The organism is Halobacillus amylolyticus (assembly GCF_022921115.1).
In the GTDB taxonomy this organism is placed as follows: Bacteria; Bacillota; Bacilli; order Bacillales; family Halobacillaceae; genus Halobacillus_A; species Halobacillus_A amylolyticus.
Map to the genome: position 1 here is coordinate 256,285 of NZ_CP095075.1, position 23,380 is coordinate 279,664.

22 protein-coding genes, 1 other RNA gene and 2 other annotated features (1 of these 25 cut by a window edge) are annotated in these 23,380 nt (G+C 41.8%); of the genes, 21 read left to right on the forward strand and 2 right to left on the reverse strand.

The window, feature by feature from the left end; genetic code table 11:
- Positions 1 to 111 (forward strand) — a binding site (T-box leader) (it extends 114 nt beyond the left edge of the window).
- 75 nt (positions 112 to 186) lie between these two features.
- From hisS to ssrS, 3 genes are all read left to right on the forward strand, one after another.
- A complete protein-coding gene (gene hisS / locus MUO15_RS01350; RefSeq protein ID WP_245032866.1) occupies positions 187 to 1,467 on the forward strand; it encodes a histidine--tRNA ligase in 1,281 nt (426 codons plus the stop codon).
- A 1-nt stretch (position 1,468) separates the two neighbouring features.
- Complete coding sequence (gene aspS / locus MUO15_RS01355) at positions 1,469 to 3,238, forward strand: aspartate--tRNA ligase (protein ID WP_245032868.1); 1,770 nt, start codon at positions 1,469 to 1,471, stop codon at positions 3,236 to 3,238.
- Between the two features lie 70 nt (positions 3,239 to 3,308).
- Positions 3,309 to 3,490: non-coding RNA, 6S RNA (gene ssrS, locus MUO15_RS01360), on the forward strand.
- A 101-nt stretch (positions 3,491 to 3,591) separates the two neighbouring features.
- On the opposite strand, the gene MUO15_RS01365 is transcribed toward ssrS, so the two are convergent.
- Together MUO15_RS01365 and MUO15_RS01370 are read right to left on the reverse strand one after the other, a co-directional pair.
- Positions 3,592 to 4,257 (reverse strand): RsfA family transcriptional regulator, encoded by a 666-nt coding sequence (locus MUO15_RS01365; protein ID WP_245032870.1) that lies wholly within the window; start codon positions 4,255 to 4,257, stop codon positions 3,592 to 3,594.
- Between the two features lie 85 nt (positions 4,258 to 4,342).
- Positions 4,343 to 5,617, reverse strand: coding sequence for a replication-associated recombination protein A (locus MUO15_RS01370; protein ID WP_245032872.1), 1,275 nt, complete (start codon positions 5,615 to 5,617; stop codon positions 4,343 to 4,345).
- Between the two features lie 240 nt (positions 5,618 to 5,857).
- On the opposite strand from MUO15_RS01370, the gene cymR reads away from it, so the two are divergent.
- The 18 genes from cymR (at position 5,858) to mtnN (ending at position 23,329) form a co-directional block, all read left to right on the forward strand.
- The gene (gene cymR / locus MUO15_RS01375) at positions 5,858 to 6,277 is read left to right on the forward strand and encodes a cysteine metabolism transcriptional regulator CymR (RefSeq protein ID WP_245035792.1); all 420 of its coding nucleotides are present in this window, start codon (positions 5,858 to 5,860) and stop codon (positions 6,275 to 6,277) included.
- 19 nt (positions 6,278 to 6,296) lie between these two features.
- Positions 6,297 to 7,436 (forward strand): cysteine desulfurase family protein, encoded by a 1,140-nt coding sequence (locus MUO15_RS01380; RefSeq protein WP_245032874.1) that lies wholly within the window; start codon positions 6,297 to 6,299, stop codon positions 7,434 to 7,436.
- Positions 7,437 to 7,458: 22 nt separating this feature from the next.
- Positions 7,459 to 8,571, forward strand: coding sequence for a tRNA 2-thiouridine(34) synthase MnmA (mnmA, locus tag MUO15_RS01385; RefSeq protein ID WP_245035794.1), 1,113 nt, complete (start codon positions 7,459 to 7,461; stop codon positions 8,569 to 8,571).
- Between the two features lie 540 nt (positions 8,572 to 9,111).
- On the forward strand, positions 9,112 to 9,774 hold the full coding sequence (locus tag MUO15_RS01390; RefSeq protein WP_245032876.1) for a tetratricopeptide repeat protein: 663 nt from the start codon (positions 9,112 to 9,114) through the stop codon (positions 9,772 to 9,774).
- Positions 9,775 to 9,791: 17 nt separating this feature from the next.
- Entirely contained in the window at positions 9,792 to 12,119 is a 2,328-nt protein-coding gene (gene recD2, locus MUO15_RS01395; protein ID WP_245032878.1) for an SF1B family DNA helicase RecD2, read from the forward strand.
- 14 nt (positions 12,120 to 12,133) lie between these two features.
- Positions 12,134 to 12,970 (forward strand): TIM barrel protein, encoded by an 837-nt coding sequence (locus tag MUO15_RS01400; RefSeq protein WP_245032880.1) that lies wholly within the window; start codon positions 12,134 to 12,136, stop codon positions 12,968 to 12,970.
- A gap of 106 nt (positions 12,971 to 13,076) precedes the next feature.
- A complete protein-coding gene (locus MUO15_RS01405; RefSeq protein ID WP_244753438.1) occupies positions 13,077 to 13,253 on the forward strand; it encodes a hypothetical protein in 177 nt (58 codons plus the stop codon).
- The gene (locus tag MUO15_RS01410) at positions 13,253 to 14,314 is read left to right on the forward strand and encodes an AI-2E family transporter (RefSeq protein WP_245032882.1); all 1,062 of its coding nucleotides are present in this window, start codon (positions 13,253 to 13,255) and stop codon (positions 14,312 to 14,314) included. Before MUO15_RS01405 ends, MUO15_RS01410 begins: the two co-directional genes overlap by 1 nt.
- A gap of 50 nt (positions 14,315 to 14,364) precedes the next feature.
- Positions 14,365 to 14,581, forward strand: a binding site (T-box leader).
- 72 nt (positions 14,582 to 14,653) lie between these two features.
- On the forward strand, positions 14,654 to 17,290 hold the full coding sequence (gene alaS / locus MUO15_RS01415; RefSeq protein ID WP_245032884.1) for an alanine--tRNA ligase: 2,637 nt from the start codon (positions 14,654 to 14,656) through the stop codon (positions 17,288 to 17,290).
- A gap of 65 nt (positions 17,291 to 17,355) precedes the next feature.
- Positions 17,356 to 17,625 carry an IreB family regulatory phosphoprotein gene (locus MUO15_RS01420; protein ID WP_245032886.1) on the forward strand — a complete coding sequence of 90 codons (270 nt, stop codon included), beginning with the start codon at positions 17,356 to 17,358 and terminating at the stop codon, positions 17,623 to 17,625.
- Entirely contained in the window at positions 17,625 to 18,041 is a 417-nt protein-coding gene (ruvX, locus tag MUO15_RS01425; RefSeq protein WP_245032888.1) for a Holliday junction resolvase RuvX, read from the forward strand. The genes MUO15_RS01420 and ruvX overlap by 1 nt, the downstream gene beginning before the upstream one ends.
- Before the next feature lie 15 nt (positions 18,042 to 18,056).
- Positions 18,057 to 18,341 carry a DUF1292 domain-containing protein gene (locus MUO15_RS01430; RefSeq protein ID WP_244753435.1) on the forward strand — a complete coding sequence of 95 codons (285 nt, stop codon included), beginning with the start codon at positions 18,057 to 18,059 and terminating at the stop codon, positions 18,339 to 18,341.
- 249 nt (positions 18,342 to 18,590) lie between these two features.
- Entirely contained in the window at positions 18,591 to 19,730 is a 1,140-nt protein-coding gene (gene mltG / locus MUO15_RS01435; RefSeq protein WP_245032890.1) for an endolytic transglycosylase MltG, read from the forward strand.
- 105 nt (positions 19,731 to 19,835) lie between these two features.
- Entirely contained in the window at positions 19,836 to 20,474 is a 639-nt protein-coding gene (locus MUO15_RS01440) for an O-methyltransferase (protein WP_245032892.1), read from the forward strand.
- Between the two features lie 40 nt (positions 20,475 to 20,514).
- The gene (gene udk, locus MUO15_RS01445; protein WP_245032894.1) at positions 20,515 to 21,168 is read left to right on the forward strand and encodes a uridine kinase; all 654 of its coding nucleotides are present in this window, start codon (positions 20,515 to 20,517) and stop codon (positions 21,166 to 21,168) included.
- A gap of 162 nt (positions 21,169 to 21,330) precedes the next feature.
- Entirely contained in the window at positions 21,331 to 21,813 is a 483-nt protein-coding gene (gene greA / locus MUO15_RS01450; protein WP_245032896.1) for a transcription elongation factor GreA, read from the forward strand.
- A gap of 124 nt (positions 21,814 to 21,937) precedes the next feature.
- Positions 21,938 to 22,606, forward strand: a complete 669-nt coding sequence (locus MUO15_RS01455) for a YrrS family protein (RefSeq protein ID WP_245032898.1) — start codon at positions 21,938 to 21,940, stop codon at positions 22,604 to 22,606.
- Between the two features lie 30 nt (positions 22,607 to 22,636).
- On the forward strand, positions 22,637 to 23,329 hold the full coding sequence (gene mtnN, locus MUO15_RS01460) for a 5'-methylthioadenosine/S-adenosylhomocysteine nucleosidase (protein ID WP_245032900.1): 693 nt from the start codon (positions 22,637 to 22,639) through the stop codon (positions 23,327 to 23,329).
- The last annotated feature ends 51 nt before the right edge of the window (positions 23,330 to 23,380 follow it).

Sequence of the window (23,380 nt, forward strand, 5' to 3'; positions counted from 1 at the left end):
ATCGAATCCATGGAGTAGGTGTGAACGTAGGCAGGCGTTAACTGTTTCGAGTGGGGACAACTTTACGTCCCAACTAGGGTGGCAACGCGGGCTGAAACTCCCGTCCCTTTCTAATTTTTAGAAAGGGACGGGAGTTTTTATATTGGAAGGAAATGGTTTATAGCTGACTTTAAAGGAGGAATAATAATGAATATGAGAGCACCACGCGGTACACAGGATATTTTACCTGGTACATCAGAGAAATGGCAATATGTTGAACAACGACTTATCGACCTTAGCCGTCGATACAATTATAAGGAAATTAGAACACCTATTTTTGAACATACAGAACTGTTTCAACGAGGTGTGGGGGATAGTACGGATATTGTCCAAAAAGAAATGTACACCTTTACTGACCGTGGTGACAGAAGTATAACGCTTCGGCCGGAAGGAACAGCTTCAGTGGTACGAGCCTTTGTGCAAAATAAATTATTTGGTCTTGCCAATCAGCCGACGAAATTATTTTATATCGGACCAATGTTTAGATACGAACGACCGCAGCAAGGAAGAATGCGGCAATTTGTTCAGTTTGGTGTTGAAGCGTTAGGCAGTAACGATCCAGCTGTTGATGCTGAGGTGATGGCTTTAGCTATGAACGCCTATCAAGAACTTGGGCTAACCTCCTTAAAACTAGTTCTGAACAGCTTAGGTGACCAAGAGAGTAGAGAAGCACATAAATCAGCATTAGTGAGCCACTTTGAACCACACAGGGATGAACTATGCTCAGATTGTCAATTACGTCTGGAACAAAACCCATTACGTGTACTTGACTGTAAGAAAGACAAAGACCATTCTGCAATGACGACAGCGCCGTCGATCTTAGAGTATTTAAATGATGAATCCAAGTCCTATTTCAAAGCTGTTCAAAATCACCTTCAAGCAATGAATATCGATTATGTTATTGATGCAAATTTAGTACGCGGACTTGACTATTATAATCATACTGCGTTTGAAATTATGAGTGATGCGGAGGGTTTTGGAGCCATTACGACCTTGAGCGGCGGCGGCCGTTATAATGGACTTGTTGAGGATATTGGAGGCCCTGAAACATCAGGCATTGGTTTTGCTATGAGTCTGGAACGCTTGCTGATGGCATTGGAAGCTGAGGGTGTAAAATTGCCGATTGAAGATTCGCTGGATTGCTATATTGTTGCGATGGGAGAGGAGGCAGAACAAGAAGCTGTTCGCCTGACACAACTTTTGCGAAGTAATGGAATCCAAACAGATAAGGATTATTTACAAAAGAAAATGAAAGGTCAGTTCAAATCGGCTGATCGACTAAAAGCAAAATATGTCATCGTACTAGGCGAGCGGGAACTTGAGCAGAATGCTGCGACTGTAAAAAATATGGCCAGTGGCGAGCAGACTGAACTCCCTCTCGATGAAATCACAGGATATTTAGAACAAGAATTAGCTGGAGGCGAATAATATGCATCGTAAATCATGCGGAACAATCAGAACATCTGATATTGAAGAACAAGTAACGATTAAAGGGTGGGTGCAAAAACGTCGTGACCTTGGCGGGCTTATCTTTATTGATTTAAGAGATCGATCAGGTGTTGTCCAAGTCGTGTTTAATCCTGAAGTGTCTAAAGAAGCACTTCAAGCGGCTGAAAATGTCCGGTCAGAATACGTCCTCGAAGTATCTGGGCAAGTCGTTTTACGTGACAAAAGTACAGTAAACCAAAATATGTCTACCGGAGATATTGAAATCCTTGCCAAGGATATTCGTGTGCTTAACAAAGCAAAGACGCCTCCGTTTATGCTTGAGGATGAAACGGAGGTGTCTGAGGATCTGCGTTTGAAGTATCGTTATTTAGATCTTCGCCGTAAGGAAATGCAGGAAACGTTCAAGCTAAGACATCAAGCGACCCAGGCGATTCGTACGTTTTTAAATGATGAAGGGTATCTTGAGATGGAAACACCGCTTTTGACGAAAAGCACACCTGAAGGGGCTCGGGATTATTTAGTTCCTAGCCGTGTGCATGGAGGAGAATTTTACGCCCTTCCGCAATCGCCTCAGTTATTTAAACAAATGCTGATGATGTCAGGGTTCGAAAAATACTACCAAATTGCCCGCTGTTTTCGAGATGAAGATCTACGGGCAGACCGTCAGCCAGAATTCACCCAAGTCGACATTGAAACGTCCTTTATGAGTAAGGAAGAGATTATGGCAATGACAGAGCAAATGATGGCTAAAGTCATGAAGGATGTCAAAGGGATCGACATTCCTACACCATTTGAAAAAATGCCATATCAGGAAGCCATGGAACGCTTTGGCTCTGATAAGCCGGATACCCGCTTTGCGATGGAACTTGTAAATGTATCCGAGATCGTGAAGGATTCGGATTTTAAAGTGTTCAGTGGTGCCGTAGCCTCAGGGGGGCGGGTAAGTGCCATTAATGTCAAAGGGCAAGCTGATAACTTTTCACGAAAAGATATTGATAAGCTCACGGAAGATGTGAAAGTTTACGGAGCGAAAGGCTTGGCATGGCTGAAACTGAAGGATGGAGCATTTAATGGGCCAATTTCTAAGTTTTTCACTGAAAACGACCCTTCACAATTGCGGGAAGCACTAAATGCTGAGGATGGTGATCTATTACTATTTGTAGCGGATAAAACGTCTGTTGTATTAGACAGTTTAGGTACTCTCCGCAAACAGCTCGCCAAGCGTCTGAATTTAATTGATCAGACGAAATTCAACTTCCTTTGGGTGACAGATTGGCCGTTATTTGAATATGACGAAGATGAAGGAAGATATTTTGCGGCTCACCACCCTTTCACAATGCCTGCAAACGGGGACATTGAAGAGTTAAATAGTAAACCAGAGGAAGCGATGGCAGAAGCGTATGACATTGTATTGAATGGTTATGAATTAGGCGGAGGCTCTCTTCGTATTTATCAAAAAGAAATGCAAGAGCGTATGTTCCAGGTTCTTGGGTTTTCTAAAGAGGAAGCTGAGGAGCAGTTTGGCTTCTTGCTTGAAGCATTGGAATATGGTACTCCTCCGCATGGGGGAATTGCCCTTGGGTTCGACCGTTTTATTATGCTGCTTGCAGGACGCACTAACTTGCGGGATACCATCCTATTTCCTAAAACAGCATCAGCCCAGGACCCTCTTACGGAAGCACCTGGCCGTGTAACTGAGGCTCAATTAGATGAACTCCACTTACAGCTTAAACCAGTGAAAAAGAAGTAAGGAGAAACTTCCTTTTATCACCTTGATTAGCTGAAATATTTATGCTATGATTTGAATACAATTAAAGAAACCAATCCTGATGTGTACGTTGTTCGAATGTACGTTTTGACCGAACATTTTTGAAACGGGAGCTTGGAGTTTCTTCATGGAATGCAAGCCTTATTACTGAGGACGCAAGAAGTGAAGAGCAGGGCACCCACCTGCCTGGAGCGGGTTCAAAACTCATGATACGACGGCACAATTGGGATTGGATTTTTTATGTGATAGCAAATTACATAGAATAAAAGCAGCACAGTTCTTTGGAGAACTGTGCTGCTTTTATTTTGTGTTTTGTGGAAATTCTCCTTAAGCTCCTAACGTGCGACATGCTCAAGGTTTCCGTTCTTTTCCATTCGGAATTGTGGTTTTTGTGCATAGTCTTGATCATCGAACATAACCATTTTTCGGGCACGATCCATAATTTGAATTAATGCTTGGTAATCTTCTGTCATCGAATTTAATTGACTGGTTAATTGTTGATTCATAGATGCAAGTTTTTTATTTTCATCTGCAAGTGCTTGATATTTTTGACTTAAATTTTGCTGGGAAGAAGATTCTTTTTGGAATGCTTTCAAGTGTTTAATAATTTGTGAGAGCGAAAGGGCTGGTTCAGGCTGCGGTTGTGGCCCTGTCTCCAACTCCGGCTCCGATTCCGGCATGGAGTAAGTGACCTCCTTCTTCACTTCATGTTGATCATTTTCTTCATCGTAGGAATCTACGACAACCGGGTTTGGCAGACTTGCTTCGTTGCGTTTTTTCTCTTTACGTTGTTTCTTTGCTAATTCTACTGCCTGCTCATATTTTTGTCTTACCTCGGCATTCCATCTAAAGCCACAAGCGGCTGACGTGCGATTTAATAGATCTCCGACTTCCTCAAAGGCCCTTAATTGGGTGCTGCCTTCTCGTATATGTCTTAGTACGGTTTCAGCTAATAAAAGATCATCTTCATGAGACCACGCATCTTGTCTAACCTTTGGCATATTCATCACTCCTGTTTTTCTATTAGAAAAGTAGTTTGTCAGATTTATTTGTAGTGTGGCCAACAGGAGGAAAAATTATACTTAACTATGATTTTTGTTTGTTAATGTTATCGTAAACTTGTTTAAGAGCTTGTTCGAACTTGCCGGTTGTGTTCGGTTCATAATAGCTACGATCTTTAATGGTGTCCGGTAAATATTGCTGATCTACCCAAGCATGATCAAAGTTGTGTGGGTATTGATAATCAATCCCCCGACCTAATTTAGCCGCTCCCTTATAATGGAAATCTTTTAGATGAATAGGCACGTCCCCGCTCTTTCCTTTGCGAATATCTGCTAAAGCAGCATCTAAGGCTTTGTAGGAACTGTTTGATTTGGGTGACAGGGCGAGTTCGGTTACAGCAGCTGCAAGGGGAATTCGCGCTTCAGGAAAGCCTAAACGTTCTGCGGCTTCAACAGCAGCTAGTGCGCGAGGCCCTGCTTGTGGGCTTGCTAAACCGATATCCTCATAGGCGATCACAATCAGGCGCCGAGCGATACTGTCTAAGTCACCCGCTTCAATTAACCGGCCAAGGTAATGAAGGGAGGCATTCACATCACTGCCGCGAATCGATTTTTGAAAAGCCGAAAGGACATCATAATGAGCATCTCCGTCTTTATCGTGTGAAAAGCTTTTTTTCTGCATGCATTCTTCTGCAATCGATAAATCAATAGAAACGATGGCTGATTCATCTTGAGGTGTTGAGAATGCTGCAAGTTCTAATCCATTGAGAGCCGCTCGTAAATCACCATTAGCAGCATCAGCAAAGTGTGTCATCGCTTCGTCAGTCAAATGGACGGCCATGTTGCCAAGCCCATTTTCTTTATCTTTGACAGCACGATGGATTGCCTCAATGATATCTTGTCTTTCAAGACGATAAAGTTCGAATAGATGACAGCGGCTTCTAATCGCCGGGTTAATAGAGTGATAAGGGTTGCTGGTTGTACAGCCGATCATAGTCAACGTATTACTCTCGAGATGCGGCAGAAGGAAATCTTGCTTAGCTTTATCCAGGCGATGGACTTCATCGAGAATCAGCACCATTTGTCCATGCATTTTTGCCTCTTCCACAGCTATTTCCATATCTTTTTTCTTATCTGTGACGGCATTGAGCGTTTTAAATGGAATGCTTAAATTTTTAGCCAGGGCTTGGGCCATCGATGTTTTACCTGTTCCAGGAGGCCCGAAAAGAATCATAGAAGCAAGCCGGTTCGCCGTAATCATTCGGTGAATCGTTTTTCCTTCTTCTACTAAGTGTTTCTGACCAATAATTTCATTTATGTTGGATGGACGCATACGAAACGCAAGTGGTTTTGTACTCATGGTTTATGCTCCTTTATTCATTTCATAATTTTCAGCGTAGGACTAAATCTAAGAAAATGCAAGAGACTTGCCATCCATGCTATAATAGCGTTTGGTATAGAAAAGAACAGACTTGGCTCAGATAAATGTTTGATTAGGATTTTTTGTTAAAACAGATACTCATTTATATAAGGTAGCGAATACAGTGAAGTGGTAACGGGACAAGGTTTCTTTTAGTTTAGGAAGAAGGGTTGAATGGAAATGAAGATCTCTACGAAAGGACGTTACGGATTAACGATCATGATCGAGCTTGCCAGAAGGTTTGGGGAAGGACCGATCTCTTTAAAACAAATAGCTAGGGATAATAATTTGTCTGAACATTATTTAGAGCAACTAATTGCGCCACTGCGTAATGCAAGTCTTGTGAAAAGTGTTAGAGGTGCGTATGGTGGCTATATGTTAACAAAACCCCCTCACGAAATCACAGCGGGTGACGTGATTCGAATACTAGAAGGTCCAATCACACCTGTTGAAGGGATTGAAGAGGAAGAGCCAGCTAAGCAGGCGCTTTGGAAAAGGGTTCGTGATGCAGTAAAAGATGTTTTAGATACGACAACATTAGAGGACCTTAAAGATCATGTAGATGATCAAACACAGGATGCCTATATGTTTTACATTTAACTTACGGAGGTGTCAGTAGTTGAAGCCTATTTATTTAGATCATGCTGCCACAACCCCTGTCCATGAAAAGGTGATTGAAGCGATGGTTCCGGTTTACCAAGATGTTTTTGGAAACCCATCGAGTGTTCACCAATTTGGCCGTAAAGCCAGAAGCCTACTTGATAAGGCTCGTAGCACAGCTGCCAGAAGCCTAGGTGCGAAAGAGAAGGAGATCGTCTTTACAAGTGGTGGAACAGAAGCTGATAATCTGGCCATTATCGGTACTGCAATGGCTAATCAGGGAAAAGGAAAGCATATTATTACAACAAAAATCGAACACCATGCTACACTTCATGCTGTTGAAGCATTAGAAAAAAACGGTTTCGACATTACCTATTTACCGTTATATGAAGATGGTCGTGTGAAAATAGAGGACTTTGAGAAGTCGTTAAGAGAGGATACAATCTTAGTCTCGATTATGATGGTGAACAATGAAACAGGAGCGATCCAACCTATTGAAGCGATAGCAGAACAACTCGTTTCCCACCAGGCATATTTTCATTCGGATATCGTCCAGGCCTATGGGTTAATGGAAGTAGATGTTAAGAAGCTGCCTGTTGATTTATTAGCTGTATCAAGTCACAAAATTAATGGGCCAAAAGGAATTGGATTTCTTTATGTTCGTGAAGGTACACAAATGCAGTCACTCGCACATGGTGGGGAACAAGAAAGAAAACGCCGGGCAGGAACAGAAAACGTTCCAGGAATCGTTGGTTTTCAAAAAGCGATTGAACTGACTGAAGTGGAACGGTTTCCAAGAGCAGAACGTTACGGCCGCTTTAAAGCTTTATTTTTAAAGCAATTAACGGAGGAAGCGATTGATTGCGAAATCAATGGTTCAGGGAATCAGAGTGTATCAACCATTGTCAATGTAAGCTTCCCCGGGATGAATGTCGAAACAATGCTTACGAATTTTGATTTATCAGGAATAGCAGCCTCAAGCGGCAGTGCTTGTACGGCAGGTTCTGTTGAGCCATCGCATGTTTTATCAGCCATGTATGGTAAGGAAGACGCGCGGACGGTCAACTCGATTCGTTTTAGCTTCGGGATTGCGAACAACGAAGAAAATGTCGTAGAAGCGGCAAAACGGATCAGCCAAATCGTGAAGAGGCTGAAATAGGAAGGTGAAAGAAATGAAAGAAATGAAAGAACCGAAAGATACACGTGTTGTTGTTGGGATGAGCGGCGGGGTAGATTCTTCCGTAGCAGCTCTTCTTTTGAAGCAGCAAGGATATGATGTCGTCGGTATTTTTATGAAAAACTGGGACGATACAGATGAGAATGGGGTATGTACGGCAACGGAAGATTATGAGGACGTTATTCGTGTTTGTAATCAGCTTGACATTCCTTACTATGCGGTTAATTTTGAAGAACAGTATTGGGATAAAGTGTTCACGTATTTTCTTGATGAGTATAAAGTGGGCCGAACTCCGAATCCTGATGTGATGTGTAATAAAGAGATTAAGTTTAAAGCTTTTCTTGATCATGCATTGGCACTTGGAGCAGATTATTTAGCAACAGGTCACTATGCTCAAGTACGTAAAGTGGACGGGACGCATGAAATGCTGCGGGGAGTAGATAACAATAAAGACCAAACATACTTTCTAAATCAGCTTTCCCAGGACGTGCTTGCGAAAGTGATGTTTCCGCTTGGGCATATTGAGAAAAAACAAGTTCGCCAAATTGCTGAGGAAAACGATTTGGCTACAGCGAAGAAAAAAGACTCGACTGGGATTTGTTTCATCGGTGAACGTAATTTTAAAGAGTTCTTAAGTGAGTATTTACCCGCACAACCTGGTAAGATGCAAACGCTCGATGGTGAAGTAAAAGGTCAGCACGATGGCCTGATGTATTATACACTTGGTCAGAGACAAGGCCTAGGCATCGGCGGAGCAGGTGAGCCGTGGTTTGTCGTCGGTAAAAATGTGGAAGAAAATATTCTATATGTCGGTCAAGGGTACCACCATGAAGCATTGTACTCAGATGGATTGATCGCAACAGATGATAACTGGACAAGCGGTGAAGTACCAGACGAAGCTTTTGAATGTACAGCGAAATTCCGCTATAGACAGGATGATAGTAAAGTAACTGTGACGCCAATGACAGATGGAAAGTGGAAGGTGGACTTCCATGAGCGTGAACGTGCTGTGACACCAGGGCAAGCGGTAGTCTTTTACAAAGAGGAAGTTTGTCTTGGTGGGGCAACGATTGATGAAATAACGAAAGAAAATAAAGCCCTGTCTTATGTCGGTTAATGATACGGCCATGTCCGAATGTTATAGGGACATGGCCATTTATTTTTTAATAGAGGTTGTTCAAAAAGTCACCAAATGATAAGAGGCGAATCTCTTCGTTGGCTTGCTTTTGAAGAGAATGTGCCCCTGCGTCTACGAGCCTATTCAAAGAAGTAAATTCCTCGGGGCAAGGCAGCGAATAAAGAATATTCTCTGAAGTGGCCTCGCTACTCACGTATCAATAAGCAGCAGTGGAACTTCTACTAAGACCGTGCACGTTCTGGGCAAGTCCGTTTCTTGGAAAAGAAGGACATTTTTCCTTCGTGCGATGCCAATTCGGGGGAGATTTTTCTTGGTGCTCAAAACTATGCCGCCTCGATCTTCTTGCGACGCACAGGACGTGCTAGTGTTGACGTTGCTCGCGTGTCTTGGCGATCTTAGTCGACCTTCTACCTTGGCAACTTTTTGAACACTCACTAAAAAGAAATGATAAGATTTGCGCGTATGCTTGACATGTCTATCATGGAGCCCTGTGCTTTTCTTATGAAAGGGAGAATTGGAATGGATAAAATGACAAGAGCGATCGAACTTATGCAAGATCAACAGTTAGAAGAAGCGGCGAAGCTTTTTACAGAAGCGATTGATGAAAATCCGAAAGATCCGATCGGCTATATCAACTTCGGAAATCTACTTGTGCATCTCAATGAAATGGAGCGTGCTGAACGGTTTTTCAATCGAGCGATTGAGCTTGATGAAGAGGCTGCTACTGCCTATTATGGGTTAGGTAATGTATATTATGAACAGGAAACCTATACGAAGGCACAAAAGCAATATCTTATAGCCATTGAAAAGGGGTTGGATGAGGCCGATGTTCATTTTATGTTAGGAATGACGTTTATCCATCAAGAGTATGTCAAACTTGCCCTTCCTTATCTATTAAGAGCTGTTGAATTAAATGCTGATGACGTGGATATTCAATTTCAGTATGGACTTTGCTTAGCACAAAATGGTCAAATTGAAGCTGCTGAACGGACGATGAATCGTGTGCTACAATTGGAAGAACAGCATAGTGATGCCCATTATAACCTCGGTGTTGTGGCATTACACAAAGAAGAGGCACAGACGGCCCTAGAACACTTTAATAAAGCTCTTGAAATTAACGAAGAGCATATGCTTGCGGCACATGCTAAAGCTCAGGTAGAGCAGGCGTTAAGTGAAGAATAAGCTAAAGGAGAAAGAACATGGCAGAACGTACGCTTTTTTCCGATACAAATGAAGAACGCCCTTATGTGAAGGGGGAATTAAACCGGATGATTTTTCACAAGGAGTCTGAGCATTTTTCGATCGCTTCGATTATCGTTACCGAAACGAATGAAGACTTCAATGAAAAAAGCATCGTAATTAAAGGTCATTTCCCTCCTTTAGAGGAAGGAGAAACGTATGTTTTCAATGGAGAATTTCAAGATCATAAAAAGTTTGGCCGCCAGTATCAGGTTGATTTTTATAAGCGATTGCTCCCAGAATCTAAGGATGGATTGATTGTTTATTTATCGAGTGATCTTTTTCACGGAATTGGTAAGAAGACAGCAGAACGGATTGTTGATCACCTAGGGGAGCAGGCCATTTCAACTATTTTGAATGATCCGGGCGTATTAAAAGATGTTCCTAAACTTGCAAAAGAAAAACGCGATACGCTATATAACACACTGAAAGAACATCAGGGATTCGAGCATGTGATGATCCATTTGAATCAATATGGGTTTGGTCTTAAGCTTTCGCAAAAAATCTACGAAGCATTTAAAGATCAAACCTTAGCTATCATCGAAGAAGATCCTTACCAACTCGTCTTTAAAGTAGATGGATTTGGTTTTCATCGGGCAGATGAAATGGCCAGAATGCAGGAGCTGCCTATCGATCACCCAACAAGGTTGCGTGCAGCATGCCTATATATTCTGCAACAAAGTCTTTCGGCAGGTCACGTTTATTTACCGACAGAAACTTGTCTCTTGCAAGTTGAAAGCCTTCTTAATAGTGGTGCGGGTGAGCCGATTACTTTTGAACAGTTATCCAAACAGGTCATACATCTGGCTGAGGACCGTTACGTGTTTATTGAAGACGAACGGATGTATTTGCCATCACTTTTTCATGCCGAGAATGGTTTTTGTAACCAGCTTGAGCGGATCATGGATGAAGAGCATGAAACGAAGCATACCCAGGCTGATCTACTTAAGATCATCGGTGATATGGAAGAAGAGGAATCAATTAGTTATGGCGAGGACCAATTCGCTGCGATCGAGAAAGCCCTACAATCAAAAGTCATGATTTTAACAGGGGGTCCCGGAACAGGAAAGACAACTGTCATTAAGGGTATTATCAGAGCCTATTCCACACTCCACGAACTTTCAACAGACAAAACGGACTACGACCAAGGCGAACCCTTTCCTTTTATACTTGCAGCTCCCACTGGTCGTGCAGCTAAGAGAATGACAGAGTCGACAGGGTTGCCAGCCAGTACGATTCACCGTCTGCTTGTTTGGGATGGTCATGACAGTTTTGATAAAAATCAGAACAACCAGCTGGAAGGCAAAGTCTTAATTATTGATGAGTTCTCCATGGTCGATATGTGGCTGGCCAATCAGTTATTCCGCGCCATTCCTTCAGATATGCAAGTGTTAATCGTCGGGGATGAGGACCAGCTGCCTTCGGTCGGGCCGGGTCAGGTCCTTGCTGATTTACTAGCATCAGAACAATTGCCTTCTGTTCAATTATCAGAAGTGTACAGGCAAAAAGAAGGCTCAAAAATTATCCAGCTTGCCCATGAGATAAAAAATAATCAATGTACAATGCAGTCTTTAAAAAAGGATCATGACTTTAATTTTATCCAAGCCAAGGAACACCAACTAAAAGGCCTGATCACGAATATCGTTAAGAAAGCATTGGATAAAGGGATTGAACCCAGAGAAGTTCAGGTGTTGGCACCGATGTACCGGACAGAGGTAGGGATTCATAAATTAAATGAAGAAATTCAACGCGTTGTCAATCCAAAAAGCAAGCAAAAGCGGGATCTTACTTTTAAAGAGATGACGTATCGAAAAGGGGATAAGGTCATCCAACTTGTCAACCAGCCTGAGGATGGCGTGTATAATGGAGATATTGGCGAAATCGCCGCTATTTTTCGTGCGGAAGAGAATGTTGATCAGGTGGAGCAGGTGGTTGTAGAGTATGATGGCAAAGAGGTAGTCTATCCGAAGAAGAATTTAAATAATTTAATGCATGCGTATTGTACATCGATCCATAAATCACAAGGAAGTGAATTTTCCATTGTTATTCTACCGGTTGTCAGGGGTTATCGCAGGATGCTAAGGAAAAATCTCTTATATACCGCTATTACGAGGTCAAAGCATTCCCTCATTATATGTGGAGATCCTAGTGCGTTTTTAGAAGGTGTGCAAACGAGGGACACTAACCTGCGTTACACTTATCTTGCAGAAAAACTTAAGCAAGAAACGACTCAGGATCTGCAAGAAGATGAAGAGGAGGAAGAGCTTTCTCCTTATGATTTTATGTGAGGGAGGGTTGTTTGATGGCGCATCAGTTAGGATTTTCTGGCAGCACAATTATGTCTGATCCAAATAAATTTGAGCAGTTATTTAACAGCAGGTTTTCACACGTGGAAATAGGGGAGTTTCGTAGCTTGTCTGACTTTGAAGACTTTTTACGGCTTGCAGAGGCAAAAGGTTATGGCTATGGTGTTCATTCTCCATTGATTAGAGTGGAGAGCAAGTATGATCTAATCAGCTTTATATCATTTGATCCTAAACGAGCAAGGAAGCAATTTGAAGATGAGGTACGCAAATTATCACAATCAGGTGCAGCCTATGTTCTCGTTCATTTCCCTTATTTTAAAGATCCAGATGAGAAGCATCAAGCAGAAAAAATAGATGATGGACTACAATTTCTCAGCCGGATTCAGCAAACCTACGATATGCCAATCGTCTGTGAACCTAAACTAGGCCCATCCATGTCGCCACATAATATTGAGGCGCTTCATCACTTTTCTAGGCAAACATGGAAAACGTATGGTCTCTCTCTTTGTATAGATATCGGAGATTATTTGTTGGCAGTAGGTGGGAAGTGGCAGGTGTATCTCGAACACCTTAAGCCATATATTAAGGTCGTGCACTTACATAATATTTTAATAGAAGGTGCAAAATATATTTGGGTCCCGCCTCATCCTGATTTGGAGGGGGTAGAGGGATATTGGACTATAAAGCCGATAGTCGAATATTTAGTTCAAGGAACAGATAAGTATTTCCTATTCGAACACACCCCGCATTCAAATCCTACGGAAGAGTTTGTGGACGAGGGGATCGATTGGATACGCGATCTTATTCTTGCCAGCAATGATAAGGTGGATTGAGTTCAGGACTTTCACAAATATGTCTATTAAAGCGTTTGTGATTTTCATAATGTATGAATGCTCGTGGCTACGGACATACTACTTGGTAAAAAAAGGAGTATGTTCTATGAAATGCCCTAATTGCCAAGGGAGAAACCTTGGACGCATAGGCAATGAACAATACTATTGCTGGACATGTTATCTTGAACTTTCGATTGAGGATGGAAAAATGAATATTAATCAAATTGAAGAGGATGGAAGTTTAAGTTCTTTAAATGATATTTTCTATCAGTCGGGTTCATAATGAGTGAAAAAGCAATTAAATGGATAAGCCGGAGTGCGATATGCTTTGTTGTTTTAGTATTTATGCTCATATTGGCCTGGTTGTATCCTTATTACGACCATGTAGTGTTGATGATATTACGAATTCTCTTACCTTTTATACTTGCGATGGTGTTATCCTTATTGCTTCATCCAGTTGTGCAGTTTATTGAGGAATTAGGTTTGCCGCGTGCCCTTTCGATTCTGGTTATTTTTGCAGTTTTTTTTTCGTTAACGGGCTTTTTAATCTATCGCGGCTATCCTCACCTATTGGAACAGTTAAGAGCATTGAGTGAGCAGCTACCGCATTTAACAGAAGCCTACCAAAGCTGGACACGAGAGCTTTATGCCCAAACGGAACGCTTTCCCGACCGTATCCACGAACGTTTAGATGGTAGTTTTGCCAACTTTGAAGCATGGATGAGTGCACGGCTTATGTCAGCCGTAACCGCATTAAGCGGTGTATTTAACGTTATTGTGTTACTTGCTGTCATTCCTGTAATGACGTTTTATTTTCTAAAGGACCATTCTTTGATCTTTCAATCTCTGCTTCGTTTACTTCCAGTGAGATGGCACGGTGAAGCCAAGCGTTTAAGTCATAAACTCAGTCATTCCTTAGGAGGATATATAAGGGGACAGCTGCTTATCAGCTTGTTTGTGGGTTTTTTCGCAACCATCGGCTTTTGGATAGCCGGCTTGCCATATCCACTCGTATTGGGAGTTGTTGCTGGGATTACGAATATAATTCCTTATTTCGGACCATTATTAGGGGCTATCCCAGCTTTGGTCGTTGCTGTAACAATTTCTGTAAAAACGCTAATTATAACTCTTGTTGCTATTTTTGTGATTCAGATAGTAGAAGGTAACTTGTTGTCCCCTTATATAATGGGAAAAAGCATTCACATTCACCCTCTTCTAATCATCCTAGCTTTACTGGCAGGTAGTGAGCTGGCTGGTATAGTTGGGATGATTGCAGCTGTTCCTGTCCTCACATGCCTAAAAGTGGTCGTAGAAGAGGTCAGTCTTTCACGCTTTGAGCGTTGACAGATGGTGTGATGTTATCTATAATAGCGCATATCAATACTGTATGAACGAAGAACACTTTGAGGGAACTAAGTAAACAGTAGCCCCTTTAGTAGAGAGGTACTTCCACAGGCTGAAAGAAGTACTAGAGAAGCTCTGTTGAAAGCTATTCCTGAGTGCGGTTAATTCCCGCCGGTACACGCACCGTTACGAGCGTTTAAGGTGATAGACAATCAGGATTGTCTATAATCAGGGTGGTACCGCGGAACGAAAGCTCCCGTCCCTGCCATAGTGCAGGAACGGGAGTTTTTCGTTTGTACAGAGATAAATGACAGACCTAACATGCAGGAGGTATAGAAGATGAAATCATTAACTTCAGCTGATGTACGACAAATGTTTTTAGACTTTTTTAAAGAAAAAGGACACAGTGTCGAGCCAAGTGCATCGCTCGTTCCACATGAAGATCCTTCTCTTTTATGGATTAACAGTGGAGTTGCCACTTTAAAAAAATACTTTGATGGCCGTGTTATTCCTGATAACCCTCGAATCGTCAATGCTCAAAAGTCAATTCGCACGAATGATATTGAGAATGTAGGTTTTACAGCCCGCCATCACACCTTTTTTGAAATGCTGGGCAACTTTTCTATCGGCGACTACTTTAAAGAAGAAGCGATGGCCTGGGGGTGGGAATTCTTAACAAGCCCCGAGTGGATCGGTTTTGATCCTGAGAAGTTGTCTGTCACTGTTCATCCTGAGGACGATGAGGCTTATTCATTATGGAGGGACCAAATTGGCGTCGCGGAGGAAAGAATCATCCGCTTAGAGGAAAATTTCTGGGATATAGGGGAAGGTCCAAGTGGTCCCAATACTGAAATCTTCTATGATCGCGGAGAAGCTTATGGGAATGACCCCTCTGACCCAGAATTGTATCCTGGAGGGGAGAATGAGCGCTACCTTGAAATATGGAATCTAGTGTTTTCACAATTCAACCATAATCCTGATGATACGTACACACCACTTCCGAAAAAGAATATTGATACAGGGTTGGGGCTCGAGCGAATGGTGAGCGTTATTCAAGATACCCCGACCAACTTTGAAACAGATCTGTTTATGCCGATAATCGAGGCTGCAGAATCGATCTCTGCATATAAATACGGGAAGAATACAGCACATGATGCGGCTTTCAAGGTGATTGCCGACCATATGCGGACAGTAACCTTTGCCGTAAGCGATGGAGCCCTGCCTTCAAACGAAGGAAGAGGATATGTACTGCGACGTTTGCTGCGTCGCGCTGTAAGATTTGCCAAACAAATTGGTATCGATGAACCATTTATGTACAAGCTCGTACCAGAAGTAGCGATCATAATGAATGACTTCTACCCAGAAGTGAAACAGAAACAGGAATTTATTCAAAATGTCATTCGTACTGAAGAAGAGCGGTTCCACGAAACATTAAATGACGGCTTAGCAATGCTCTCAACGATAATGAAACAAGAAACGGAAAAAGGCAGCAATGTTTTTCCGGGTTCGGAAGTGTTTCGCCTTTACGATACGTATGGATTCCCGAAGGAGCTTACAGAGGAATATATTGCTGAAGCTGGTTTTACCATTGACGAGGAAGGCTTCCAAACCGAGATGACGAAGCAAAGGGAGCGCGCTCGCAATGCTCGCCAAAAGTCTGGCAGCATGCAAGTACAAGAGGGAGTGCTTGGTGATGTACACGTAGCGAGTCAATTTGTTGGGTATAACGATCTTAAAACGGAAGCCCAGCTCGTGGAACTTATTAAAGGGAAAGAATTTGCTGACCAAGCAAGCGAAGGGGAGACTGTGTACCTTTTCCTTGACCAAACTCCTTTTTACGCTGAAAGTGGCGGCCAAATTGCTGATCAGGGCATAATTAAAACGGACAAAGCTGTTCTTGAGGTTACATCGGTTCAGAAAGCTCCAAATGGCCAGAACATGCATGAAGCCTACGTGAAGCAGGGTACCATAACAAAAGGTGACCATGTCTATGCGGAAGTAAATAAAGGGAAACGTGCATTTATCGTTAAAAACCACACAGCAACACATCTGCTCCACCAGGCTTTGAAAGATGTGTTAGGCGAACATGTTAATCAGGCAGGTTCTCTTGTAGCGACAGATCGTCTTCGCTTTGACTTTTCTCATTTTGGCTCTGTGTCAAATGAGGAAATCGATCAAATAGAAGCGGCTGTTAATGAGAGAATTTGGCAGTCTATTCCTGTTTCTGTTGCTTATACCTCTCTTCAAGAAGCTAAGGAAAAGGGAGCCATGGCTCTATTTGGCGAAAAGTATGGTTCAGAAGTACGTCTTGTAAAGATTGGCGACTACAGCCTCGAGCTTTGCGGTGGCTGTCATGTCGACAATACCGCTGAAATAGGCCTGTTTAAAATAGTTAGTGAATCAGGTATAGGGGCAGGGACGAGAAGGATGGAAGCTGTCACAGCAAAAGGTGCTTATCAGTATATGAACAGCAGAGAATCCTTGCTGAAGGAAGCAGGTTCATTACTAAAAACAAAACCAGACACAGTTCCTGAACGTATCCAAGTGCTGCACCAGGAAATGAAAAATCTTCAACGTGAAAATGAGTCGTTGTCTACTAAGATTTCTAACATGGAAGCTTCCACGATTCTCGATGAAGTCGAAAATGTAAACGGCGTGAATGTTCTCGCTAAACAAGTAGATGTTAAAGATATGAATGCACTTCGATCAATGGTCGATGATCTGAAGCAGAACATTGGATCAGGAATTATCCTGCTTGCCACACCAAATGGGGAGAAAGTTCAATTGATTGCAGGAGTTTCCCAAGACTTAATCGAAAAGGGTTACCATGCCGGTCAATTGATTAAGCAAGCTGCATCGATTTGTGGCGGCGGCGGTGGTGGACGACCTGATATGGCCCAAGCCGGAGGAAAAGACGCAGAAAAGATACCAGAAGCCTTACATTTTGCCAAAGAATATGTAAATCATACCGTCTAGTTTTTACAATCTTCCAAATAGGTATATAATGGGGATAATACTAATAAGTGCGAGGTGACTGTAAAATGAGTTCAATGGACAAAACAATGCGTTTTAATTTCTCAGAGGAGCCCTTTGATGAGGATGTACGATCAGTATTATTATCCGTGCACAATTCCTTACAGGAGAAAGGATATAACCCAATCAATCAAATTGTAGGTTATTTGCTTTCGGGGGATCCAGCTTACATTCCACGCCATCAGGATGCAAGAAACCTCATACGCAAAATGGAACGGGACGAGCTTATTGAAGAATTGGTTAAGTTTTATTTAGAAAAAAATAATGGGGATGCTTAATGAAGAAGATTGGTTTAGATGTGGGGGAGAAAACAATTGGTGTTGCCTTATCTGATGCAATGGGGTGGACAGCCCAGGGGGTAACTACCCTAAAGTGGGATGAACGCAACTATACGACAGCCAAAGAACCCTTACGAAAGGTCATTGTAGAAAACGACGTTACAGAAGCCGTTGTTGGTCTTCCGAAAAATATGAACGGGTCGATTGGCCCTCGCGGTGAAGCAAGTCAAAGGTTTGCAAAATGGCTGGAAAAAGAATATAAACTAGTCGTCCATCTTTGGGATGAACGACTAACAACCATGGCTGCAGAACGCGTCTTACTCGATGCTGATGTAAGTCGTCAAAAAAGAAAAAAAGTCATTGATAAAATGGCTGCTGTAATCATATTACAGAGCTATTTAGATTCAAAACAATAAAGGAGGACGACAAGTATGGCATTAGAAAAAGAAGAACGTATCATCATCCCTGATGAAAATGGAGAAGAGCATTTATTTGAGGTGTTGTTCACCTTTGACGTTGAACAAACAGGTCATTCTTACATTGCTGTAGTACCAGCAGAGCAAAAAGAGGGAGATGAGGTAGAGGTCTTTGCATTCCGCTATGAAGAAAAAGGGAATGAAGAGGATGATTTATCTCTCTATCAAATAGAATCAGACGAAGAATGGGAAATGGTTGAGGAAATGTTAAATACCTTAACAGAAGAAGATTTAACTTAAATGTAACTCTTACAGCCTTTAGCAAATTGCTAGAGGCTGTTTTTATTGGGCCACGACCTAATTGATGGTCTAGGCGAAATTCTAACTACATAAACCACTCATCTGTTTAATGTAACAGAACATTTCGATAGTAGGTGAACCTTTTTGAATCTATTGCATTTATGACTGTGTATCATGTATATTGTGTGAAGATATGGAAAATAACTCGTAAATTGTAGTATAATGTAGCGGATGGAAGGAGGAGCATCGTTGTCTGATTCAAATTTTAAGCAGAAATACAAAGATCGAATTAAAAAACGTAATGAAGAAGCGAGCACAGTTCGCAAGATTGTTGCGATTGCATTAACTATCATAGTAATCGTCCTTCTAATAGGAGGCATATCAGGATATTTTTACGTAAATCATGCCTTACAGCCCGTAGACCCTGATGATGAAACTCAAAAAAATATTGAAATTCCTCTCGGGTCCTCAACCTCACAAATTGCACAAATTTTAGAAGAAAATAATGTGATTAACAATGCTCTCATTTTTAGATTTTATACTAAGTTTAAAAATGAGACAGGCTTTCAGGCAGGGAACTATCAATTTACCTCAGCGATGACACTTGATCAAATTATTGCATCATTAAAAACAGGAACAGTCAGGAAAGATCCTGTATTCAGTGTGACGATCCCTGAAGGATACACCTTAGAGCAAATAGCTGAGTCATATGCTAAGAAACTCAAGTTTACAAAAAAAGAATTTATGGACAAGGTGAATGACAGTGAGTATGTTAATCAGCTGATCGAACAGCATCCAGCTTTACTAGATAAAGTCATCTTGAAGCCGGAGATTCGTTATCCTCTCGAAGGCTATTTATTTGCTTCCACCTATAACTTCTATATAGAGGATCCAAGCATTGAACAAATTGTTAACAAAATGATTAAACGAACAGAGGAAGTGGTCTTACCTTATCTTGACGCGTTGTCTAAACTAGATCTGTTGGAAGGCGAGCAGACCGTCCACAAAGCGATAACCATGGCATCACTGCTCGAAAACGAAGCGAAGACAAAAGAAAACAGAAGGAAAATTGCAGGTGTCTTTTACAATAGAATCGAAGAAGGTATGAAGCTGCAGACTGACCCTACCGTCCTTTATGCACTAGGTGAACATAAAGATCGAGTGCTCTACGAGGATCTAGAAGTGGAGTCACCTTATAACACGTATCATGTTAAAGAACTTCCTGTTGGGCCGATATCAAGCTTTCACAAAAACTCAATAGCCGCTGCGGCTAACCCTATTGAATCTGACTACCTGTATTTCTTAGCGGGTGGGGATGGCAACATCTATTATTCAAAAACTCTCGAAAAGCATAACAAGCTAAAAGCAGAACATATATCAGGAGAATAGAATAGGGAAGGGGTGCGGAAAATAACTCGCATTCCTTCCTTTGTTTATGTTAAAATAACAGGGTTGTAAATGGGATTGTCCAGGAGGAAAGGGGACGACATTTAAATGGAACAGGATGCATATTTACATTCGTTACTAGCTACACCATCTAAAGAAATAGAACAACTAGAGCATGAGGCACGCAAACAAGGTGTGCCGATCATGGAGCCGCTGGGAATTGATTTTCTGATGCAGCTCATTCGATTAAACAAGCCACAAACCATACTTGAAATTGGCACAGCGATTGGTTATTCTGCTTTAAGAATGCTCGAAGCTGCTCCTAATAGTTCCATCACAACAATGGAGAGAGATACTGAACGTTATCAGCAAGCTGTTGAAAATATAGACAAGTTTCAGGCAAAGCAACACATCAACATTCTTTATGGTGATGCTCTTGAGTTGAAGGATCAAGTGAGTCAGGCAGCACCATTTGATTTGATTTTTATTGATGCAGCTAAAGGCAAATATGAAGAGTTTTTTCATTTGTATGCTCCATTCTTATCAGAGAGCGGCATGATTGTATCGGACAATGTATTGTTCAAGGGCTATGTGGCTGATGAAGGTGACGCTACTGGTCGAATGGCGAAATTAGCAAGTAAGATTCGAAATTTTAATCAATGGTTAGTCTCTCAGGAAAACTATCATACATCGATTGTACCAATTGGTGATGGGATAGCTATTACGGTGAAGAACCATAAGAAATAAAAAAACGATTTTCCCCGGGATGAAAGGAGAACCCATCAGCATGGATGATAAACCTGTTGTAATTGGTGTAGCCGGAGGGACAGGCTCCGGTAAAACAAGTGTAACCCGATCGATTATTCAGCGTTTCGCCGATAAAACAATACTTATGGTGGAGCAAGATTATTATTATAAAGATCAAAGTCATCTTCCGTTAGAAGAAAGACTGAGGACAAACTACGATCATCCCTTGGCATTTGATAACGATTTACTTATCGAGCATTTGAAGGATCTAATCCAGCAAAAATCAGTTTCAAAGCCAGTATATGATTATAAAATGCATACACGCTCAGACGAAACGATTCATATCGAGCCAAAAGAGGTTATTATTGTTGAAGGGATTTTAGTACTGGAAGATGACCGTTTGCGTGATTTAATGGATATCAAGGTTTTTGTTGACACAGATGCGGACGTGCGAATTATTCGAAGGATGATGCGTGATATTAATGAACGTGGGCGCACACTAGACTCTGTTATTGAGCAATATACCAGTGTAGTTCGTCCTATGCACCTGCAGTTTGTTGAGCCAACGAAGCGATATGCGGACTTGATCATCCCTGAAGGTGGCCAAAACCATGTAGCGATTGACTTGATGGCTACGAAGATCCAAACTGTCTTGTATGAGAAAGGGCAAAAGCTAAGCAAAGAAAATAGTTGAAAATTTATAAGATATCTGGCATAGTTCATGATAGAAGTTCTAGAAAACCTATGTCCCAGATACACTATATTAGTTATCTAATGAGCGTACTTCAAGTACCGCTCATTTCATTATATTCAGGGATAACGGTCATTTATTGTCGGAAAGAGGAGTGTATTGGAAATGGCACAAGAGAAAAGCTTTTATATGACAGCAGAAGGTAAAGTAAAGCTTCAAGAGGAACTTGAGCATTTAAAAAATGAACGTCGAAAAGAAGTAGTCGAACGCATTAAAGAAGCAAGGGGATTTGGAGATTTATCTGAGAATTCGGAGTACGATGCTGCGAAGGACGAGCAGGCATTTGTGGAAGCCAGAATCCAACAAGTCGAAAATATGATTCGTCATGCGGTTATTATTGAAAACGATAACGATAACCCTGACATGGTTTCCATGGGTAAATCGGTTACCTTTCAAGAGCTTCCAGATGGAGACGAGGAAACGTATACGATCGTAGGAAGCGCTGAAGCCGACCCTTTTGAAGGGAAAATTAGTAACGATTCACCAATGGCACAAAGCTTAATCGGTCACGAAGTAGGGGATCAAGTAGCCGTTGTTACCCCCGGCGGGGAATTAGATGTGAAAATAATTTCCGTTACAACAAAATAAGAAAGCAAGGCAGGGGCTTCCCTGTCTTTTCTCTTATTTTTAAATTTGAAATGTGACTTTCATTGGGTTGGTGACCTTTATTGGGTATTGTATAATGGGGAAGGTAAAGGAGGAGGAAGAAACTATGCCTAAACAAGGGCCTTCTAAATCAAGATCAGATCGTTTCGAAAAAAGGAGAAAAGGGACAAAGCTGATTACGTGGCTGGCAGGTGCAGGAGCGCTGTTGCTGGTTGTATTTATTGCTCTGTTTATTTTTGGTGGGAGCGGCGATCAAACAGCGTCTGAACCATCATCTGGGGATCAACAATCTACCGAAGATTCATCCCAAGAAGAGTTAAACGTCATAACAGACGAACAAACGGATCAGGAAAGTGATTCTTCAGATAAGTCTAGCGATAAAGAAAAACAAGATAAAAAAGCTAAAGAAGATAAAGAAGAAGAGAAAGATGCTGTCGTTACGGAAAGTGATAAAGAAAATGTTGAAAGTGTAATTAAAAAGGACTGGCAGCCTGTACAGACTGAACAAGCGACAGATGGAAATCATACAGTCACATATGATAAATCATCCCAGGATTGGCAGGAAATCTTACAAGCTGCAAGTAAGGCTACTTCAATCGATACGGGTAACATGATTGCCTGGCGAGTAGAAAACGGGGGCGGACCGCAGAAAGTAGAGGCTACTGTTTCAGATAAAGCACAGCAACAGACGTATCGTGTTTATATACACTGGGCAGAAGGTGTAGGTTATAAACCAATTAAAGTAGAAAAGCTAGCAAGTAACCCTTATCAGTAAACAATGGATTAAGCGGAGGAGAGCTAAAGTATGGCCATCGGAATTATTGGAGCAATGGATGAAGAAATAGAATTGCTAAAGAGCAAAATGAAAATCAATCAAACGGTTGAGGCTGCCGGAAGTAAATTTATAGAAGGCGAGCTTTGTCAACAATCGGTTGTACTTTTACAGTCAGGAATTGGTAAAGTGAACGCCGCAATTGCAACGACTATTTTGCATGAGCGTTTTACCATTGAGCGAGTGATTAATACAGGGTCAGCCGGGGGATTTGCAAAGGAATTAGAAGTCGGCGATCTCGTCATTTCTTCTCTTGTCACTCATCATGATGTTGATGTGACTGCTTTTCAGTATGAGTATGGTCAGGTTCCAGGTCTTCCGGCCATGTACCCGGCGGATTCATCATTGATGGAAAGAGCAATGGAGGCTGTGAGGAAAACGGACGCTAAAGCGAAGAAAGGAATCATTGCTACAGGTGATTCCTTCATGCAGGAGGAAGCTCGCGTAAGTTTTGTACGCGGCAAATTTCCTGAAATGATTGCCGCTGAAATGGAGGCGGCGGCAATTGCCCAAGTATGCTATAAATACAATACTCCTTTCGTTGTAATACGAGCCCTCTCAGATATAGCAGGTAAGGAATCTTCCATTTCATTTGACCAATTCCTTCCTAAGGCTGCGGAGAATGCTGCAACGATGATTATGGAGATGCTTACATCGCTAGACTAACAAAAATTCCCACCTTTTATCATTTATATATGTGTTAAAATGAGCACATAC